The organism is Bacillus sp. FSL K6-0268, assembly GCF_038005425.1.
Lineage (GTDB): Bacteria > Bacillota > Bacilli > Bacillales > Bacillaceae_G > Bacillus_A > Bacillus_A thuringiensis_S.
Genome location: NZ_JBBOTF010000001.1, coordinates 579,516 through 597,513, shown reverse-complemented (window position 1 = coordinate 597,513; position 17,998 = coordinate 579,516). Strand labels below are relative to the sequence as shown.

Here is a 17,998-nt window from a genome sequence, read left to right as displayed (position 1 = left end):
TAGCTAACAAAGATATTAGTGGAACAAGAATTTGAACAATTAAAAAAATCTTGCTACACTTCTAAACAGTGTTTTAGATTATAAAATAGAGTAATATAGATTTGGCATGGGTAATGAACTAAGAGAACTTGCACTAAGAAAAGCCCTATACAGTTGCCTGTGAAAAAATGAAAATAGTTAGAAATATTTTTATGTTGTACAGTTTTTGGCTATGAATAGCGGAATAAATATTAAGTATTCAACAGTTCAAATAGAACGAGTCATCTTTTTATTTTAAGAAGAAAGATGACTCGTTCTATGCTAAAATTCGCTTAGTGTATATTTTCGTTAAAATGTGGGTGGGCCCCTTTTAGCAAAACCGGAGTGGGAATGATGAGTATAAATAGTTTTGTGGGATTAATAAAGGACGAATTATTAAAAGAGGTAAGCATACGAAGTGAGGATGAATTCGAGCCTGTAGTAGTTAAAGATATTCCTAGACTTTGGAAGTGTTTAGGGACAGGTAATTATGCCGCAGTATTCATGCACAGAGAATACAAAGATTGGGTAGTGAAAGTTTACGTGCGAGAAGGAGAAGGAATTGAAAAAGAGTCAGAAGCATACCGAAGAATTGGAAATCATCCTTCTTATTCAAAGCTTATATATAAAGGAGAAAATTTCATAGTATTGAAACGTTTAAAAGAAATTACTTTATACGATGCTATTCATAAGGGGATTAAAATTCCTAAGCAGGTAATACTTGATATCAATGAGGCTTTGGAGTATGCGAGGGAACAAGGGTTAACTCCTTGTGATGTTCACGGGAAAAATGTGATGATGGAAAAAGGAAGGGGATATGTGGTCGATGTATCTGATTTCTTAAAAACAAAAGAAGATAGTAAGTGGAGAGACCTAGAAAAGGCATATTTCACCTTTTATTTTCCTTTCATTTATAAATTGCCTTTCCCCGTTAAAATACCGTATTTTATGTTAAACATTGTTAGACGTTCGTACAGAAAATATAAGAAGCTTAAAAAGAAATTCAAATTATAAAAGGACCACATATGTTCCCAAAAACGAGTTGAATTCACATAAATTACTGTAGAAAAATTTAAATTTTTGTTTAGGGGCTACTTCAAGACCTTAGCTTGCTGGGTATATGGTGCTACCCCATTACTATCAACTTAAGAATTGATAGTAATGGGGTATTTAATTTCTTATCTTGATGAGTATGGGATACTGCCAGCATTTCTTCTATCTTCTATATTCTTGTTGTAGGGTGTTATAAAATTCTTAAGTTAATAGGCCTTGAGTGGCATACAATAGCAGAATTAACGAGTAAATGTAACAATCTCATCAACAGCTTTGATATAACCACCTGCCTCACGGAATGATTGACTAATTTTTTTGGCATTCTCTTTGTAAATCGAATGCTGCAACACTTCATTAACGGCATGTTTTAAATCCTCGGCCGATAATTGCTGGATATTTAACATAAATCCTGCGCCAAGTTCGTATACTCGCTCAGCAATCGTATGCTGATCATTTATAAATGGGAGCATAACTAGAGGTACTTCAAAATAAAGTGATTCACTTGTGCTATTCATTCCACAATGACTAATAAATACATCTGCTTGACGCAGTATATCTAATTGTGGAAGATAGTTACCAACAATAAAATTATCAGGTATATCTCCTAGCTGCTCCACTATTAATTGTTTGCCTATACTAAGTACTACTTTCGCATTGAGATCTTTTAAACCGACGAAACATTTTTGATAGAATTCAGGCTGATTATTAATTATGGTTCCCGTAGAAATATGCAACCCATTTTCCAGGTAAAGACTATGCATCATAGAGGATGTAATCGTATGTTTCTTTGGAGGTTTCTTCAAAAATGGAATCAGTAATTCTTTCCATAGCATGAAGGAAGTGTAATAAGTACTCTTGAGGATGGGAAGTCATAAGATTCATAGTTTCCGAAAGCTCTCTTTGTGCCTCTTGATTGATGGGACGGAATTGTGCACCTGCTTTTTTGATTTTTTCTTCAAAATCATTTGATGAATAATAGACAATGTTGTCTCCACGTTGTACTAAATCATGTACTAATCCTAATGTTGGATTTAAGTGTCCTTCTCCACCTATATTGATGTAAAGTGCTTTTTTCATCTTTATCCCCTCCAGTAAATTTGATATCGTAAAATGTAAACGATTTTTTATTTTGTTTGAATTATAACGAACGAAGTGAATAAATGTCTATTTTAATTTTTGAATATTCTTAATTTTTAGAGGGTATTTTATTTAGATAACTTGATGGATGTGGCGAGACCCCACATCCATCAAGTTAAGAAAAAGAAACACCCCAAAAACAAAAAAATGAGATGACTTCTCAAAGTAACTAACTGTAGAGAAAGAAAAATTTCATTTAGTGGGTACTTCAAAACCTTAGCTTAATGGCGATGGGTTCACCATATCAAAACAAGAAAATTGTGCGTATAGACATATTTTTCAACCGCTTCCTGTACGTTAAGGGAATCGTTATTTTTTTACAGTTTTTTTATTATGGAATTCAAAATAACTAATTATAATAGGTGAAAAAACAATCAATAGTTGGGTTACGGAAAGGATTCGAATTTACATTCTTTCTCAATACATATTATGGATAAATAAAGTAAAATATGGGTTAGGGTTATGTCTCATGTTGTGTTAATCCTAACAATAACTAAGGGTACATAATATGCTTTCATACCTTTGAATAATTTTGTTATAGAAGGGATGGAGATTTAAATGGCTCAACTTGTTGGTATTGATAGATACCTTTGTACTGGGGCTTTAATCTATATGCGTGAGGGCCTTTCCCTAAGTCTTGTTAGGAAGTAAGGAACAGCAAGCAAACACTTATACAATATGAATAAAGGAGAGGAATGCCTTATGAAAATACGTAGTCAAATTACATGTGCAAGTTTGGCCCTTTTAATAGTTGGAAGTTCCCTGCTATATACAACACCAACCTCAATTATAAAAGCAGAGCCCACTCAGAATGTATCTAGTTCGTTACAAACAAATACGCAACGAGATCATACTTCCGTCAAGCAAGCAATGCGGGATACATTGCAACTTGGATACCCGGGGATACTTGCTAAAACTTCTGAGGGTGGAAAAACGTGGGGGTATGCCGCTGGAATAGCGGATCTGAGAACCAAGAAACCAATGAAAACAGATTTTCGCTTTCGCATTGGGAGTGTGACGAAGACGTTCACCGCAACAGTTGTACTTCAATTAGCTGGAGAGAATCGCCTGAAGCTAAACGACTACATCGAAGACTGGTTGCCTGGTGTCATTCAAGGAAATGGATATGATGGTAACAAGATTACTATCCGGCACATATTGAACCATACAAGTGGTATCGCTGAATACTCAAGGTCAAAAGACGCTGATTTTACGGATACAAAAAAATCGTATACGGCTGAAGAGTTAGTGAAGATGGGGGTTTCTCTGCCTCCAGACTTTGCTCCAGGAAAGGGCTGGTCTTATTCAAACACAGGATACGTATTACTGGGCATTCTTATTGAAAAAGTAACTGGAAACAGCTATGCGGAAGAGGTTGAAAATCGAATTATTGAACCACTTGAATTGTCGAATACATTCCTACCAGGCAACTCAAGTGTTATTCCAGGCACTAACCATGCCCGTGGATATGTCCAACCAGACGGAGCAAGTGAGCTAAAAGACGTTACTTATTATAACCCAAGTGCAGGTAGCTCTGCTGGAGATATGATTTCTACTGCTGACGACTTAAACAAATTCTTCTCTTACTTGCTCGGTGGCAAATTACTGAAGGAACAGCAACTAAAACAAATGCTTACTACAGTTCCTACAGGAAAAGAAGGAATCGATGGATATGGTCTTGGAATCTATGAAACTAAGCTGCCAAGCGGTGTCTCGATATGGGGACACTCAGGTGGCATTCTAGGGTTTACAACTCTAGTTGGAGGTACACTTGGAGGCAATCATACGTTGGTCGTCAATTGGAATAGTTTGGGTAGAACTGGCAGTCCTAATCCTTTTAAAAATATTTTACTTGCTGAATTTAGCAAGTAGGAAAAAAGGAAAAATTTATCGTAGTTTTCATAGTTGAAAATGTACTTTTCTGGTTCAAAAGCCCCAACTTATTTTCAAGAAAACTTTGGGGCTTTTTTTGTTTTGGTGGCGTTTATTCTTAAGTTGATGGATGTGTGGTGCTACCCCAAAATAAAAAGATTAGGAGTGAATCCTAATCTTTTTATTTATACATATTTTTGGTTGTTATATCACTATCAATTCCAAAACGGGATATTTTGAATAAATGAAACCGTCAAAATTAGTGTTGATGCGGAACCAGCAGTTACTAAAGTTACTATTTTTCGTCCATTCTGTTCTTTTGAAGGTTTTATAAGTTCTGTAATTAACACAATCCATATTATGATAGAGACTATTGAAATAATATTTATAGACATATGTATCACATCCCTTCTTGTTTTCACATAAATATTTCTTCTTTTATAAAATAAAAGCAATTTAACAAGAAAACATGTACCTCATTAAAAATCAATATTTCCCTGTTAAACCACCTTTTTTAAATAGAAATACGACTGATAAAACGATAACAACAGCCTTCAAACTTCCCCAATATGGATAAATAGTATGATCTGTTAGACTAGCATATTGAAAAATATTCTCTAAACCGAAAATTCCTATCATGACTGCTAAAATAAATGAAGCTGATCCATACGTTCCGTTATGATAGAGGGTAAATAAGTATATTGCACATATAAGTGGTACGATGATTTGTAATAAGAGTGTCATAATTAGTCCCCCCAGTATATTGATACTTATATTATATACAAAATTGTAATAAAAAGGAATGCGACTTATTTAATACTAACAGAACTACTCTAATCATATTCTTCTATAAAAAAGAAGAAAAAGGGGTGTACAGTTAATTGACAAAAGTTAAAGTTAATTTACGACCCATTGTTCATAACGTAAATTTACCAACCGTATTGAAAACAACGATACTTCCAGGTGAATCGACCGAAAGACTATTTATCGCAACTCAATTAGGAGAGATTTTTTACATAGGGGACGGAGTTATAAAGAAATTTTTAGATATGCGTCACCTAATTATTAAATTAGGTACATCTGAAGAAGGTGTTTCTAGTAGCGGTTATGATGAACGAGGATTACTAGGACTTGCATTTCATCCACAATTTTATCAAAACGGTTTATTTTATCTTCATTATTCAGTAGCCGGAACTCAAGGTCCAGGTGCACTTTCTGAACAATTTAAACCGAATCCTTGTGACCCTAAAACGTTAAATTTAAAGTGGGTTAATAGAAATACGCAATATGATCACATTGATACAGTGGAAGAATGGACTTTACAATCTAACGGCCAAGCTCAAAAGCGACGAACATTACTGAATGTAAGAAGACCATTTTTTAATCATAACGGAGTCAATAGTTTAAACTTTTCACCTGAGACTGGAAAACTTGTTTTTACAAATGGAGATGGCGGATCAGGTTATGATCCATTTAATTTAAGCCAAGATGATTTAGAAATAGCAGGAAAAATAATTGAAATCGATGTAAATAAAAATACATTTATAAATAACCCTCCTGTAGTTACACGCTTTAATGACCTTCCTTTATCTATACAAGAAACACTTACAGTAATTGCAAAAGGAGTACGTAATATAACCGGCATTTCATTTCAAAGGTTTTATAATCAATATATCAAATACACCGGAAATGTCGGACAGGATATTGTAGAGTCTATTTTTTCATTTGTTCAATATAAACCTATACCAGTTACAGAACTTGTTCAAATGCATTTTATGAGGTTAACTCCCAATCAAGATGGTTTTATCAATTTTGGGTGGCGAGGATGGGAAGGGGATTTACCTACTTCTTTTATACGACATTGTTCCGAAAATCAGACTTTGGATGAGAGAACAATAGTTTATTATGATGAAACAATACAAACTTCAGTGAAGCGTATTCTGCCTCTACTTAGTTATTTTCATAAAGATTTTAGAACCGATAAGTTTGGAGGAACTTCACTTACAGGAGTTCAGCCATATATGGGAAATGCAATTTCAAATTTAACGGGTAGCGTTGTTTTTACCGACCTTGCTAAAAAAGAAGATTCTCGACCGCCAGTTAAGGGTGTTTTAGCTTATACTAGAGCCGGTACAGACGGTAAACATGCTGACTTTCATGCTATTGAAACCAATTATGATTTTGGTACGCAAGCAGCTTATTATATGAGTTTAGGAACAAATTCGGCTCAAACTAGGTTATATTTAGGAGTTTACGGTTCTATGAAAGTAACTGATTTTAACAAAGGTACCATTTTTGAAATTATTCCTTGATACGATACAAATGCTCAGTCTAAAAACATAAGGAATTTATTCTGTTTCCAAAACGCAAGACTTAACTTGTCCCCCTAAAAATCTTCAATGTATTAGCATCTATTAACTTGGAGAAAGTAACTCATAAACCATATGTGTACGAATAATATAGAAAGTAATGAATGAGGTATCTTTAGGGGGTATTTTAATGAATCGTTTTGTACGTTATTGGTTTCAACTGATGATAGAGCATGATATAAGCTTTGTTCATAAAAGAAACTTGTCCCTTGCGAATAAGTTAGTACTTACAGCTTTGATGAGTGCATTGGCCACCATGTTTCAAGCAGCGGGGAACTTAATTCCTGGTATAGGTTTGCTCATTAGTCCATTTTCGACATTGCCGATTTTTTTTGCTATTCTCTATTCTATTCGTGAGGGAATACTTTCTTATATTCTTACTATTTTTCTATTATTTATTATTGAGCCAAGTGAACTAATTGTCTTTCCTTTTACTACAGGCTTATTAGGTCTAGCCTTAGGACTAGCCTTTTTAAAATTCAAGAGGAGAATTTGGATTGTTTCCTTTTCAGCGACTTGTCTACTTATAGGGATTATGATCGTTCTCGATGTTTTCCGTTTTCCGGTACTTGGTCCTACTGTTCATACAACTATGGACATAAAAATTATTTTATCAATATTTATACTGAGCTTTCTATACTGCTGGATTTATGCAGGTTTTTGCAGAATAATGATGAATAGATTATGTAAAGTGTTGTATTGACAATGGCATAATGAAGATTGGAGAATGCATTCATGACTAACGTTGCAGTTAGAAGACCAAATTTGAATGATGTAGATGAACTATATTTATTTTTCCGTATAGTTATTACAAATACATACAAAAATGAAGGATTGTCACAATTATTGGATGACATAGAAAATGAAATTAACTCAAAAAAGCAGTATTTGAAAAGTGATTTTGATAGTAACGGAGAAAGTCGTTACTTTTTATTAGCAATTGATACAAGTAACGATAAAATCATTGGAACAATCGAAATTGGTCCAGCAAGTACATTGATTAATAGTTGTACAGGTGGTGTACTTAAAAATTTGTATGAAATAGGAACTGTATTCATACTTCCGGAGTATCAAAGAAAGGGAATAGGGAGTTTATTACTACATACAATGTTTCTTACATTACTTAGCAGAGGGATAACAGAATATTGTTTAGATAGTGGATATAAAAATGCGCAAAGTATATGGACGAAAAAGTTTGGAAAACCTAGCTATGTATTGAAAGATTACTGGGGCGAATCCAGTGATCATATGATTTGGAAGAACAATTTACATGATACACCTATAATATTTGAATTATAAAATGAAATATGCCTCTGAACATAGCTTTTCTTACTTATGTATGCTATTATTTATCTTTATAATAAAAGAGGACGTGAATGAACTTGATTAAAATTAGTATCCCTGAAGTTGATGTTACAATTACTGAACGTAAACAAGTTATTAAAGGAGACGAGCCAATCATTACTCCAATTAATGGATTTATCGATTTTCACTTGTTCCCTAGAGATAAAGGCGGCATTTTTATGTTTTACAATATTAATGACGAACTTCTTTTCGTAGGTAAAGCTCGTAAAATTAGACAACGTATTAAGAAGCATTTTGAAGATAATGTTTCACCAATTAAAAATCACCGTGATGAAGTATACCGCATTGATGCATGTATCGTAGAAGATCCAACAGAAAGAGAAATTTACGAAACATATATCATTAATGAATATAAAGCGAAATATAACGTTGATAAAGTATTCTACAAATAATGAACATTAATAAAAAACAATCCTAGCTAATATGCCAGGATTGTTTTTTATTTAGATTTATTCTTCATATCTTTCTCCTTTTTTCAAATGATTAGCCACAATAAAACAGAATATCCCTATAAATATAAGTACAATACCAAGCGTTTTATGTTTTCCCTCAAAGAAAGGAATATCTGAAATAACATTTGTCATACATAGTCCTAAAAATACAAGGATAGGGCCTACCCAAAGTAATACATTACCAAATTTTGTGTGCTTCCACATAATAACCCTCCTTAATTCTCTTTACATATATATCCATAAATTAAAAGTAAATTCATAGAGAAATATAGTTTTTTTCATATCGAAAATTTAACCCTCATATATTGGTACAAGCAAAAGAGAAAGGAGACCATCATGAATTGGTTAGAAGCTTTCATATTAGGTATAATTCAAGGTTTAACAGAATTTTTACCAATCAGTAGTACCGGACATCTTTATTTAGGAAGGCATTTATTTCAATTAGATAAAGCAGGCTTATTTTTAGATACGATGTTGCATATTGGGACTTTACTTGCAGTGTTTATTTATTACAAAAAAGAATTTATATATTTAATTAAAAACCCATTTTCAAAGCTCATGTTATTACTTATTGTTGGGACGATACCTGCAGTTGTTATTGGTTTATTGTTTAAAGACTTCTTTGAAGATATTTCAAAAACAGGAATCACGATCGGTTGGGAGTTTTTAGTGAGCGGATTCTTTCTCTACATGGCAGATAAACAAAAGAATGGTCGTAAAAAAATGGATGACATCACATATAAAGACGCATTAATTATCGGTTCATTTCAAGCGGCTGCTATTTTCCCAGCGATTTCTCGTTCTGGTATGACAATCGTCGCTGCATTATGGAGGCAGTTAGACCGTGAAACTGCTGCTTACTTTTCTTTTTTATTATCAACGCCAGCCATTGTCGGAGCCATTATTTTGCAATTTGTAGACGTTTTTCAAGGGAAAGCAGAATCTATTTCTAGTACATCTTTAATTGTCGGAACGTTATCAGCAGCGTTTTTTGGATACATAGCCGTTTCATGGATGATTCAATATTTAAAACGTCACTCCTTAAAAGTATTCGCGTATTACGTATGGGGATTAGGTATTTTAATTTTAATGTTGCAATTTACTGATGTATTTTAAGTATAATGATAAAGAAGTTAATTAGTTTAAGATCCTGTTTCATTCATACAAGGCAGGATCTCTTTTTATTAAGGGGGAAAATATGTTTAATACGGCTATCGTTATTGGTGGAAGTATGGCAGGAAAGTTTGCAGCAAAAGCATTATCAACTTCTTTTAAAGAAGTAATCATTATAGAAGCTGGTGAAAGATGGGATGGAAAGTCTTCGAGAAAAAGAGTTCCACAAAGTAATCATCCTCACGTGTTATTAAAAGGTGGAGAAAACGCAATTGAAGAATTGTTTCCTAATATTACGAACGAATTAATAGAAGCGGGTAGTATTATAAACAACTTTACGCGTGATTTGAAATGGCATCAATTCGGTCTATGGAAACAACCGTTCATAGGGGAAGTACATATGATTCAACAAAGTCGTCCTTTGCTAGAATGGCATATTCAAAAACGAATACATCAAATTTCAAATATTACTATTAAATATGAAATATTGGTTAAAGGGTTATTGGTAGATGCAAAGCTTAACAAAGTGTGTGGAGTAAAAGTTAAATATTTAGAGACAGACACACAAGAAGAAGTTCATGCAGATCTTGTAGTTGATGCGAGTGGATTTGGCTCAAAAAGTATAGAATGGCTACGAGAATACGAAATTGAAGTAAAAGAAGAGAAAGTTCGTATTGATTTATTTTACGCAACGAAAATGTTCAAACTTAAAGAAAATGAGGAGTTAGACTGTTGTAATATGCTAATGTCTCCGAGTTTCCCTGATAACCCTTATGGCGTTCTTATTCAAACGATAGAAGATAATCGTTATTTTGTTACTTTCAGTGGATACGCAAATGAGAAAGCACCACAAACAGATGATGAGTTTTATGATTTTGCTGAAAACCTATCAATTTCTAATGTTACAGACTTCCTAAACAAGGCTGAGGGAATTACTGATATAAAGACATACAAAATTCCTTATCAAGTACGCCGGCGATTTGATTTAGTGAATAATGTACCAGAAGGCTTATTAGTTGTTGGAGATGCGCAATGTCGTTTTGATCCCGTTTTCGGCCAAGGCGTATCAGTTGCTGCTATGGAGGCTCACCAGTTGCAATTACTTCTGCAAGGCAGAAAACAGCTTGATAAAACATTTACACAACAATTTTATAAAAAGACAGCTAATATAATAGAAACCCCTTGGGATATGACAACGACAGAAATATCACGTCACCCGCAGCTAAAGAGAGAATTAACTACAAAACAAAAATTTCAGCTATGGTATACGAAACAAATATATCGACTATCCGCAAGTAATTCTGATGTTTATATTCGATTAGTACGAGTGATGAATTTAATTCGTAGTCCATTTCATCTTTTTCATCCGAAAGTGCTACTATCTGTATTGCTTAATCGAAAGAAATAGCAGGAATATAATTGATTAAAAAAGAATGTATAACAGTTAGTAAATCAAGAAGGAGAATACGAGATGGAAATATACATAGAGCAACTAAAGAAACAAGATGTTAAGGATTTATTTACGTTTGAACTTACGAATAAATCTTTTTTTGAAACAATGGTACCAAATCGTGGCTCGAAATATTTTGAATTTGAATATTTCCAAAAACTACTAGACGATTTATTAATAGAACAAGCGGATGGAGATTCTTATTTTTATTTAATTCGTAATGAAGAAAAAGAAATTGTAGGGCGAATCAATTTAGTAGATATAGATACGGAAACTCGAATTAGTTCACTAGGGTATCGGGTCGGAGAAAAATTTACTAAAAAAGGAGTTGCAACAGCAGCCGTAAAATTAATTTTAGATGTAGCGAAAAATAATGAAATTACTGACATTTATGCTAAAACAACGACTAATAATCTCGCATCACAAATTGTACTAGAAAAAAGCGGATTTTCTTCTTATCAAAACGAATCAGATACAACATCTGTAGAATTAAATGGAGAACATGTGAAGTTTGTACATTATATTTGGAGAAATACTTCGCGCTTATAATAAGGAGGACTTATTCATGAATGATTTGCGTTATCCAATTGGCCAATTTACATACAAACGTCCTATAACGGAAGAAATGATTGATACATGGATTCAAGAAATTGAAGATTTACCTCATGAACTAACAAAGGCAATTAAAGATTTAGATCAGAAGCAGTTAGATACACCATATCGCGTTGGAGGTTGGACTGTACGCCAAGTAGTTCATCACGTCGTTGATAGCCATATGAATAGCTACATACGCTTTAAATTAGCACTGACAGAAAAGAATCCAACTATTAAGCCGTATAAAGAAGAGAAGTGGGCAGAGTTACCCGATTCAAAATTACCGGTAGATGTTTCACTAGTAATGCTAGATTCATTACATAAAAGATGGGTTAACCTTTTATATTCTCTAGAAATTGAAGATTTAGAAAAGACATTTAACCATCCTGAAACTGGTGAAACAAAACTTGCTGTTGCAATAGGACTATACGCATGGCATGGTCGTCATCATACCGCTCATATTACTTCTTTAAGAAAGCGTCTAAATTGGTAACATGGATATTATATTAGAGAAGGCGACAGAAACTGATGTAGAAGTTATATTTCAAATGCAAATAGACTCATTTAGCCCTTTATTACATAAATATAAAGACTATGAAACAAATCCAGCAAATGAAACTATCGAAAAAACTATTTGTAGAATAAATCAAGTAAACGGTGGCTTCTATAAAATAATAGTGGATATGAATCTTGTTGGAGCGATATGCATTTCACAAAAAGAAACACCCTCTAAATTTTGGATCAGTCCAATGTTTATTCATCCGGGTTATCAAGGAAAAGGAATTGCTCAAAAGGTGATTACATTAATTGAGGAAATGTTTCCTGAAGCAACGAGCTGGGAACTTGCTACTATTTTAGAAGAAGAGAAAAATTGTTTTTTGTATGAAAAGATGGAGTATAAAAGAACAGAAGTTATAAAGAAATTAAATGATAAAACTACACTTATTTATTACAAAAAAGAAAGGTAAAGCATATAAAACACGCTTTACCTTTTTATGTTATTTTAGATTAAATATACAAAAATGATGTATTTTCTTCCAAAATACTCGGGTTAGTAATTTCTGAAATGAATAAAAATACAAGAAACCACTACTTTGTCGTATATGTCACTAACGCTTTTTGAATGCTTAAAATACTATCGTCACCTTTAAATTCTTTCGTAATTGGATCCTCCATACTAGACACCCAAATTTTAAGTTCTGCATCTAAATCAAAATGCCCAGCCGTTTCGATGCTATATTGTGTAATACTTTTATAAGGAATAGAATGGTATTCTGTTTTTTTGCCGGTTACTCCTTGTTTATCTACTAAAATAAGTCGACGATTTGTAAATACGATTAGATCACGAATTAATTTATAAGCATGCTCTACTTTTTCATCGTCTAGCATAATCTTCTCTAAATCACGTTCTACACTTTCAGAACTCGTATTTGATGCATTTCCTAAAATACCGCTAAATAAACCCATATTAAATTCCTCCTTTAATATATGTGGAATGAATTACTTATATTGTAACATGTTACTCACAAAGATATTATGACATTACTTTAGTAGTTTCTGGTTATTGTTGTAATTAGTTTATATAACTTCATCTTAAAATCTTGTGCTAATATGAAATTAAGAAAAAAGAAGCAGAGGGATATAACATGAAGAATATCGGTTTAGTATTAGAGGGCGGAGGAATGAAAGGTTTATATACTGCAGGTGTACTCGAATATTTCATGGAAAAGAACTTATTCTTTCCGTATGTAGTCGGCGTATCAGCTGGAGCCTGTATGGGGGCAACCTATTTGTCACGTCAAAAAGGGAGAAATAAGAAAGTAAATACAGAACTAGTATCAGATTACAGGTATATATCTTATCGAAATTTAATTCGAAAACGTGAATTATTTGGGATGGACTTTTTATTTGATGAAGTACCTAATAAAATTGTCCCGTTTGATTTTCAAACTTTCTTAAACTGTAATGAACAATTTGTTATAGGGACGACTGATTGCGAATCAGGACGAGCTGTTTATTATAATAAAATAGAACATGGAAATGATATTTTAAAAATCATCCGTGCATCTAGCTCAGTTCCGTTTATAGCACCTGCTGTAGAATACGATAATCGTAAGTTGTTAGATGGAGGAATTATAGATCCTATTCCAGTTCTAAAAGCTCAAACTGATGGTTATGAAAAGAATGTAGTTATCATGACAAAACCAGAAGGATACGAAAAGCAGCGGAATAAATTTTCTAGACTGGCTAAAATTTTATATAGAAAATATCCGAATATCGCAGAATCTTTAGTAGAACATTATCGTTTTTATAATGAGACGATATCTTATATGAATCAAATAGAACAAAAAGACAACTTTTATGTCATTCAGCCTAGCGTACAGCTTCCAATAAGCGGAATAGAAAGAAATAAAGAGAAACTTGTTAATTTATATAACCTTGGCTATATAGATGCTCAATATCATTATGAAAACTTATTAAATTGGATAGAGAAATAAAGGAGGAGAAAGTTGAAGTTAGGAAAAAGGGTTATTTTTAATGAATTGCAGAAAATGCCTAGTCCGCTGTACAAACCGTTTCCTTATCGCGCTACAGCAAAATTGCAGCGAAACTTAGAAAGTAGATTTACCGAAGATAATTGTATAAACGCTGATTTTAATCATCATTGGATGCATACAGCAGCTACTTTAAATTCTGTACTAAATGGAAACGAACAGAACATTACGTTTCAACAAATAAAGTGGTTAAGAAAATCGTTTTTTGAGTGGTTTCCGCAATATCGTTTTCTAGAAACAGAAATTGTGAATTATCCCATTTTGTATAGAGATTTCATAAGTTATGAGAAGACCAGGAAGCTATTACTTTATTACCTTACTGAATAAAAGCGAAAACGTACAGGTTACATTACTTGTACGTTTTTTGTTCATAAAACATTCAATATTAACAATTAGTTTATATAGGAATTCTAATGAGAAGAAAGAAGTACATATAATAGAATGATACAGGGGAGGAGAGAGGAATAGCTGTTTTGCTTTAAGTTATTGTCCAACTCGAATACAGTTAGTTATTTATGTTAAAATATTTCGAGTGAAATCAAGCTTTTAAGGATTTCATTGAACATTAAACAAAACAAGTTAGCAACGTAGAAGGGATAACATTAACATGAAAAACGTATCAAATATAGATAAAGTAGAATCAATAAAATCTTTACAGTCAACAATTAGTAAACTTGAAAATGCCTTATCACAGATGACTCAAAAAGGATCAAATACTACTTTAGTGAAAAAAAGACTCAAAGCAGCTAGTATCGGCTTAGCTATGTTAGAAAGTGTTTGGAAGCAAGAAACTCATCATTATACTCAGGAAGATTTAGCAGAAGCTCGTAATGTTCTGATTGGTTTGCTTCCATCAATTGAAAAGATTTACGTTAAGTCAAAGCTTGGGAGTCCTCAAAGAACGCTTTTAGAAAGAAGAATAAAATCGTTTGAACTTTCTATTCAAGCAATAGACAATTATTCTAGTAAATAACTTATTTAAAGAGTCTTATTACAAAAGTGTAGCAAAACTCTTATATCATTCTATCAAAATTAAATATCCTTACTGCCACATTGCAGCAAAGGCAAAACATCTTGATCTACCTCATAATTATTCTCAAACTTCACATCTTCAAGAACATTTCATTGTCTTTAATAAAAATCCATGCATTAAGTAATCTTCAATCGCAAAAACACTCAATTATTTAATTTACGAAAATGGAATACCGCCATGTATTGCTGTAGATCATGTTAATCAGCTAGAAGAACTAACTTTTGAAAACGATATTCCTCGCATTGAAAATCAAATTTCATCTATAAATTCTAATGCAACTCAACTTCACTTTTATATGGTAGCAGGACAACTTGAAAACAAACCTCTTTTAACGGCCAATAATCACTTGTATAGAGCTTTAAAAGATAAAGGGTACAAAACCACTTATGAAGAGTTTCAAGACGGTCATGATAGCGTGTGAGGGTGAAAAAAGTTATTTGATGGATTGAAAGATTTGAAATAGATAAAAACCACACTATAAAATAAAAAGGAGAGAAAATCTATGAATCAGGAAGAACTCGATAAAAAATTAAAGAAACAAGAGATTTTAGTAAAAGATGAAAAAGTTTGGTCGTATACGTATGAGGATCATATTAGTTCTATCGTTAAACAAGCAGAACAGAAAGGAGCTTTTGATAATTTACCTGGTAAAGGTAAACCTCTTAATCTCGATAAAGATCTTTCTTACAATCCTGAAAAGCAACTTTATAGAACTTTAGCAAATAATCATATTTTGCCTAGGTGGATTGAGCTTTCAAAAGAAATTGAAGATTTAAAAGAAAGACTAAAAGAAAATACAAATACGGCAGAAGCAGCGGAATTAATTCGAACTATCAATAAAAAGGTTTTAGAGCATAATTTACTTTGTCCGACAAGCGCGCAAAAAATGAGGGTGAAAATGGATTTTTAACGATTTTCAATTAAGCTATCGCTTACTATATAATTAAGTTAGGCATTTTCAATTCGTTACTAAAGGGAGGCAAATGTAGTGAAGAATACGTATCAACTTCAAATTCCGAAAGAACTAGAACAGTATCGTAGTATTTTAGAAGAAAGTGTGAAACCGTATGTTAAAGTGTCTGGAACATTAGCAGAGACAACGCTTTTTGAAAGTAAGTTTGGTGGTTATCCGTATTTACCTATAGATCAAGAGCATCCTAAAGACTCAAATGGACAACCTATGATGCTACTTGCGCAGTTAAACTTTGAAGAAATGCCGCATGTTGAATATATGCCTCAAAAGGGATTGTTACAGTTTTTCGTAAGTCCTGAAGAAGATCTTTTTGGAGCAGATTTTGATCATCCCACAAGCCAAAAAGACTTTCGAATTGTTTATCATTCTACAATCACAGCGGATTTAACTAAGGTGATTACTGATTTTAGTTATTTAAACACTTTACATTTAGAGAATTTTATCATACCCGAAGCAGCAAAACTAAAGTTTGAGTTGGCATATCAACCAGTAACACCAAGAGATTATCGATTTGAAATGATTTTTAGTGATAACATTGATTGGGAAGAGATTGTTGATGAAGAAAATAATATAGAATTAGGCGAACTGTATGATGATTTATGTAAAGATCAAGGACATAAAATTGGTGGATATCCATTTTTCACACAGACAGATCCGAGAGAATGGGAAGAAAAATACCAGCAACATGACATATTATTGCTGCAAATCGATACAGACGACTCATTAAATATTATGTGGGGCGATTCTGGGGTTGCTAATTTCTTTATACGTAAGGAAGAGCTGTTAAATCTAGATTTTTCCAATGTCATTTACAATTGGGATTGTTACTAGAAGATATAAATAAATTAATAGCAAACAAAAAATCTTCCTGAAGGTGAGGAGGATTTTTTATGTTAAAAATAAGCGTTATGTTAACTAGAATAAAAAACAATGAGTGTAATGAAAGGCAAGCCTAAATAACAGAAATAACAACAAATAATGTAAAGTTGTAAAACGTGTGCAAATAGCAATAAGTTCATTAAGTAAAACATAAAATAAAATTACTAATTTATATTTTGTATAGAAATAATTTTTCTGTATAAAAATTTCTTGCCGATCAAAAATGATTTGGATTCGTTAAATCTTAAGCGATTATTGAGTAAGATTTGCTGTGATGAATTTATAACAAATAAAAACGATAAAAACCGAAGAAATTTGTTTAGATAAGATTTCATATGAATCTCACTAAAAATCTCCGTTCCGTCTCATTAAGTATAGTTTACTTGGTTTTTGATACCTGTAATCGCTTTGTCTCTATAACTACCTATAATATATATTATGTTAACTAACTTCAAATTATAAACTTATTATAAATAAGACAGCTTTTGTGATTAGCCTCCCCTCGTTCTTTTTAATCATTCTGTGTGATGGATTGTTTAGTTGTTTGTTTTATAAGTTGTTGATGAAAATGTCTCCAGATATAAATTATATTTAAGACAATAAAAAATGCAATTCGTTTTAACTGAACGCATTAAACGAATTGCATTGATATGATTACGGATAAGTTCTTAAAATTAGTTTGCTATAGCAATTGCTTCAATTTCAATTAATAAGTTATCGTTAATTAACTTTCTAACTTCGACAGCTGAACTTGCTGGTGGATTCTTAGTATCAACGTATTGATCTCGTATATCTCTAACCATGGCCATTTGAGAAATATCTGTTAGGAAAAATGTTAATTTTACTACATCATTAAATCTTAATTCCGAAGTTTCTAATGCACTTTTAATATTTTCGAAAACTTGTCGCGTTTGTGTAGCTAAATCACCAATGCCAACTATTTGACCATCAGTGTTAATCGCTACTTGTCCAGATATGTAAATTGTTCGTTTAGCGTTACTAACTTCCACTACATGTGAATATCCAAAAGTTGGTGGCATCGTTTCTGGATTGATAAATTTCTTTTGCAAGGTGCCTCTCTCCTTTTTTATCAAGAAAATTGTAAAATCTATGTATTTACTATATTCAATCAATA

The 17,998-nt window shown here is 32.5% G+C and carries 22 protein-coding genes and 1 pseudogene; 16 read left to right on the top strand and 7 right to left on the bottom strand.

Going from position 1 to position 17,998, the window contains the following annotated elements:
* Nucleotides 1-372 precede the first annotated feature (372 nt).
* Nucleotides 373-1,032: a serine/threonine protein kinase gene (locus MHI28_RS03065; RefSeq protein WP_000026523.1), complete on the top strand. Its 660-nt coding sequence runs from the start codon at nucleotides 373-375 to the stop codon at nucleotides 1,030-1,032.
* A 278-nt stretch (nucleotides 1,033-1,310) separates the two neighbouring features.
* On the opposite strand, the gene MHI28_RS03060 is transcribed toward MHI28_RS03065, so the two are convergent.
* Nucleotides 1,311-1,832 (bottom strand): nucleotide disphospho-sugar-binding domain-containing protein, encoded by a 522-nt coding sequence (locus tag MHI28_RS03060; RefSeq protein ID WP_232299573.1) that lies wholly within the window; start codon nucleotides 1,830-1,832, stop codon nucleotides 1,311-1,313.
* Nucleotides 1,825-2,148 carry a glycosyltransferase gene (locus MHI28_RS03055; RefSeq protein WP_002162779.1) on the bottom strand — a complete coding sequence of 108 codons (324 nt, stop codon included), beginning with the start codon at nucleotides 2,146-2,148 and terminating at the stop codon, nucleotides 1,825-1,827. Before MHI28_RS03055 ends, MHI28_RS03060 begins: the two co-directional genes overlap by 8 nt.
* A 762-nt stretch (nucleotides 2,149-2,910) precedes the next feature.
* Between MHI28_RS03055 and MHI28_RS03050 the strand changes: the two genes are divergently transcribed.
* The gene (locus MHI28_RS03050; protein WP_000702513.1) at nucleotides 2,911-4,080 is read left to right on the top strand and encodes a serine hydrolase domain-containing protein; all 1,170 of its coding nucleotides are present in this window, start codon (nucleotides 2,911-2,913) and stop codon (nucleotides 4,078-4,080) included.
* 215 nt (nucleotides 4,081-4,295) lie between these two features.
* Here MHI28_RS03050 and MHI28_RS03045 read toward each other — a convergent pair whose 3' ends face one another.
* Both MHI28_RS03045 and MHI28_RS03040 read right to left on the bottom strand, forming a co-directional pair.
* Nucleotides 4,296-4,475 (bottom strand): hypothetical protein, encoded by a 180-nt coding sequence (locus MHI28_RS03045; protein ID WP_000026325.1) that lies wholly within the window; start codon nucleotides 4,473-4,475, stop codon nucleotides 4,296-4,298.
* Nucleotides 4,476-4,566: 91 nt separating this feature from the next.
* On the bottom strand, nucleotides 4,567-4,824 hold the full coding sequence (locus tag MHI28_RS03040; RefSeq protein ID WP_000173569.1) for a hypothetical protein: 258 nt from the start codon (nucleotides 4,822-4,824) through the stop codon (nucleotides 4,567-4,569).
* A 137-nt stretch (nucleotides 4,825-4,961) separates the two neighbouring features.
* Between MHI28_RS03040 and MHI28_RS03035 the strand changes: the two genes are divergently transcribed.
* From MHI28_RS03035 to MHI28_RS03020, 4 genes are all read left to right on the top strand, one after another.
* Nucleotides 4,962-6,392, top strand: a complete 1,431-nt coding sequence (locus MHI28_RS03035; RefSeq protein WP_000169959.1) for a PQQ-dependent sugar dehydrogenase — start codon at nucleotides 4,962-4,964, stop codon at nucleotides 6,390-6,392.
* A gap of 187 nt (nucleotides 6,393-6,579) precedes the next feature.
* On the top strand, nucleotides 6,580-7,152 hold the full coding sequence (locus MHI28_RS03030; protein WP_001079220.1) for a hypothetical protein: 573 nt from the start codon (nucleotides 6,580-6,582) through the stop codon (nucleotides 7,150-7,152).
* A 32-nt stretch (nucleotides 7,153-7,184) separates the two neighbouring features.
* A complete protein-coding gene (locus MHI28_RS03025; RefSeq protein WP_000185962.1) occupies nucleotides 7,185-7,748 on the top strand; it encodes a GNAT family N-acetyltransferase in 564 nt (187 codons plus the stop codon).
* 77 nt (nucleotides 7,749-7,825) lie between these two features.
* Complete coding sequence (locus tag MHI28_RS03020; RefSeq protein ID WP_001048947.1) at nucleotides 7,826-8,206, top strand: nucleotide excision repair endonuclease; 381 nt, start codon at nucleotides 7,826-7,828, stop codon at nucleotides 8,204-8,206.
* A 57-nt stretch (nucleotides 8,207-8,263) separates the two neighbouring features.
* On the opposite strand, the gene MHI28_RS03015 is transcribed toward MHI28_RS03020, so the two are convergent.
* Nucleotides 8,264-8,470, bottom strand: coding sequence for a hypothetical protein (locus MHI28_RS03015; RefSeq protein ID WP_000265474.1), 207 nt, complete (start codon nucleotides 8,468-8,470; stop codon nucleotides 8,264-8,266).
* Between the two features lie 132 nt (nucleotides 8,471-8,602).
* Between MHI28_RS03015 and MHI28_RS03010 the strand changes: the two genes are divergently transcribed.
* From MHI28_RS03010 to MHI28_RS02990, 5 genes are all read left to right on the top strand, one after another.
* Nucleotides 8,603-9,382 (top strand): undecaprenyl-diphosphate phosphatase, encoded by a 780-nt coding sequence (locus MHI28_RS03010; RefSeq protein WP_001104287.1) that lies wholly within the window; start codon nucleotides 8,603-8,605, stop codon nucleotides 9,380-9,382.
* An 82-nt stretch (nucleotides 9,383-9,464) separates the two neighbouring features.
* Nucleotides 9,465-10,787, top strand: coding sequence for an FAD-dependent oxidoreductase (locus MHI28_RS03005; protein ID WP_000483449.1), 1,323 nt, complete (start codon nucleotides 9,465-9,467; stop codon nucleotides 10,785-10,787).
* Between the two features lie 63 nt (nucleotides 10,788-10,850).
* On the top strand, nucleotides 10,851-11,378 hold the full coding sequence (locus MHI28_RS03000; RefSeq protein ID WP_000409250.1) for a GNAT family N-acetyltransferase: 528 nt from the start codon (nucleotides 10,851-10,853) through the stop codon (nucleotides 11,376-11,378).
* Between the two features lie 16 nt (nucleotides 11,379-11,394).
* Complete coding sequence (locus MHI28_RS02995) at nucleotides 11,395-11,916, top strand: YfiT family bacillithiol transferase (RefSeq protein ID WP_000999062.1); 522 nt, start codon at nucleotides 11,395-11,397, stop codon at nucleotides 11,914-11,916.
* A 1-nt stretch (nucleotide 11,917) separates the two neighbouring features.
* A complete protein-coding gene (locus MHI28_RS02990; protein WP_000351398.1) occupies nucleotides 11,918-12,391 on the top strand; it encodes a GNAT family N-acetyltransferase in 474 nt (157 codons plus the stop codon).
* A 121-nt stretch (nucleotides 12,392-12,512) separates the two neighbouring features.
* Here MHI28_RS02990 and MHI28_RS02985 read toward each other — a convergent pair whose 3' ends face one another.
* Nucleotides 12,513-12,890, bottom strand: coding sequence for a PH domain-containing protein (locus MHI28_RS02985; protein ID WP_000522474.1), 378 nt, complete (start codon nucleotides 12,888-12,890; stop codon nucleotides 12,513-12,515).
* A 179-nt stretch (nucleotides 12,891-13,069) separates the two neighbouring features.
* Between MHI28_RS02985 and MHI28_RS02980 the strand changes: the two genes are divergently transcribed.
* The 5 genes and pseudogenes from MHI28_RS02980 (at nucleotide 13,070) to MHI28_RS02960 (ending at nucleotide 16,815) form a co-directional block, all read left to right on the top strand.
* Complete coding sequence (locus tag MHI28_RS02980; protein WP_000789282.1) at nucleotides 13,070-13,921, top strand: patatin-like phospholipase family protein; 852 nt, start codon at nucleotides 13,070-13,072, stop codon at nucleotides 13,919-13,921.
* A 12-nt stretch (nucleotides 13,922-13,933) separates the two neighbouring features.
* Nucleotides 13,934-14,305, top strand: coding sequence for a YxiJ-like family protein (locus tag MHI28_RS02975; protein ID WP_000765972.1), 372 nt, complete (start codon nucleotides 13,934-13,936; stop codon nucleotides 14,303-14,305).
* 280 nt (nucleotides 14,306-14,585) lie between these two features.
* Nucleotides 14,586-14,951: a hypothetical protein gene (locus MHI28_RS02970; RefSeq protein ID WP_000800304.1), complete on the top strand. Its 366-nt coding sequence runs from the start codon at nucleotides 14,586-14,588 to the stop codon at nucleotides 14,949-14,951.
* A gap of 97 nt (nucleotides 14,952-15,048) precedes the next feature.
* A pseudogene (locus MHI28_RS02965) lies at nucleotides 15,049-15,921 on the top strand (DnaJ family domain-containing protein); the annotation flags it as partial.
* Between the two features lie 78 nt (nucleotides 15,922-15,999).
* A complete protein-coding gene (locus MHI28_RS02960; protein ID WP_000799798.1) occupies nucleotides 16,000-16,815 on the top strand; it encodes a YwqG family protein in 816 nt (271 codons plus the stop codon).
* Nucleotides 16,816-17,537: 722 nt separating this feature from the next.
* Here the strand turns inward: MHI28_RS02960 and MHI28_RS02955 are convergent.
* Nucleotides 17,538-17,933: a RidA family protein gene (locus tag MHI28_RS02955; RefSeq protein ID WP_001169706.1), complete on the bottom strand. Its 396-nt coding sequence runs from the start codon at nucleotides 17,931-17,933 to the stop codon at nucleotides 17,538-17,540.
* Nucleotides 17,934-17,998: the final 65 nt, after the last annotated feature.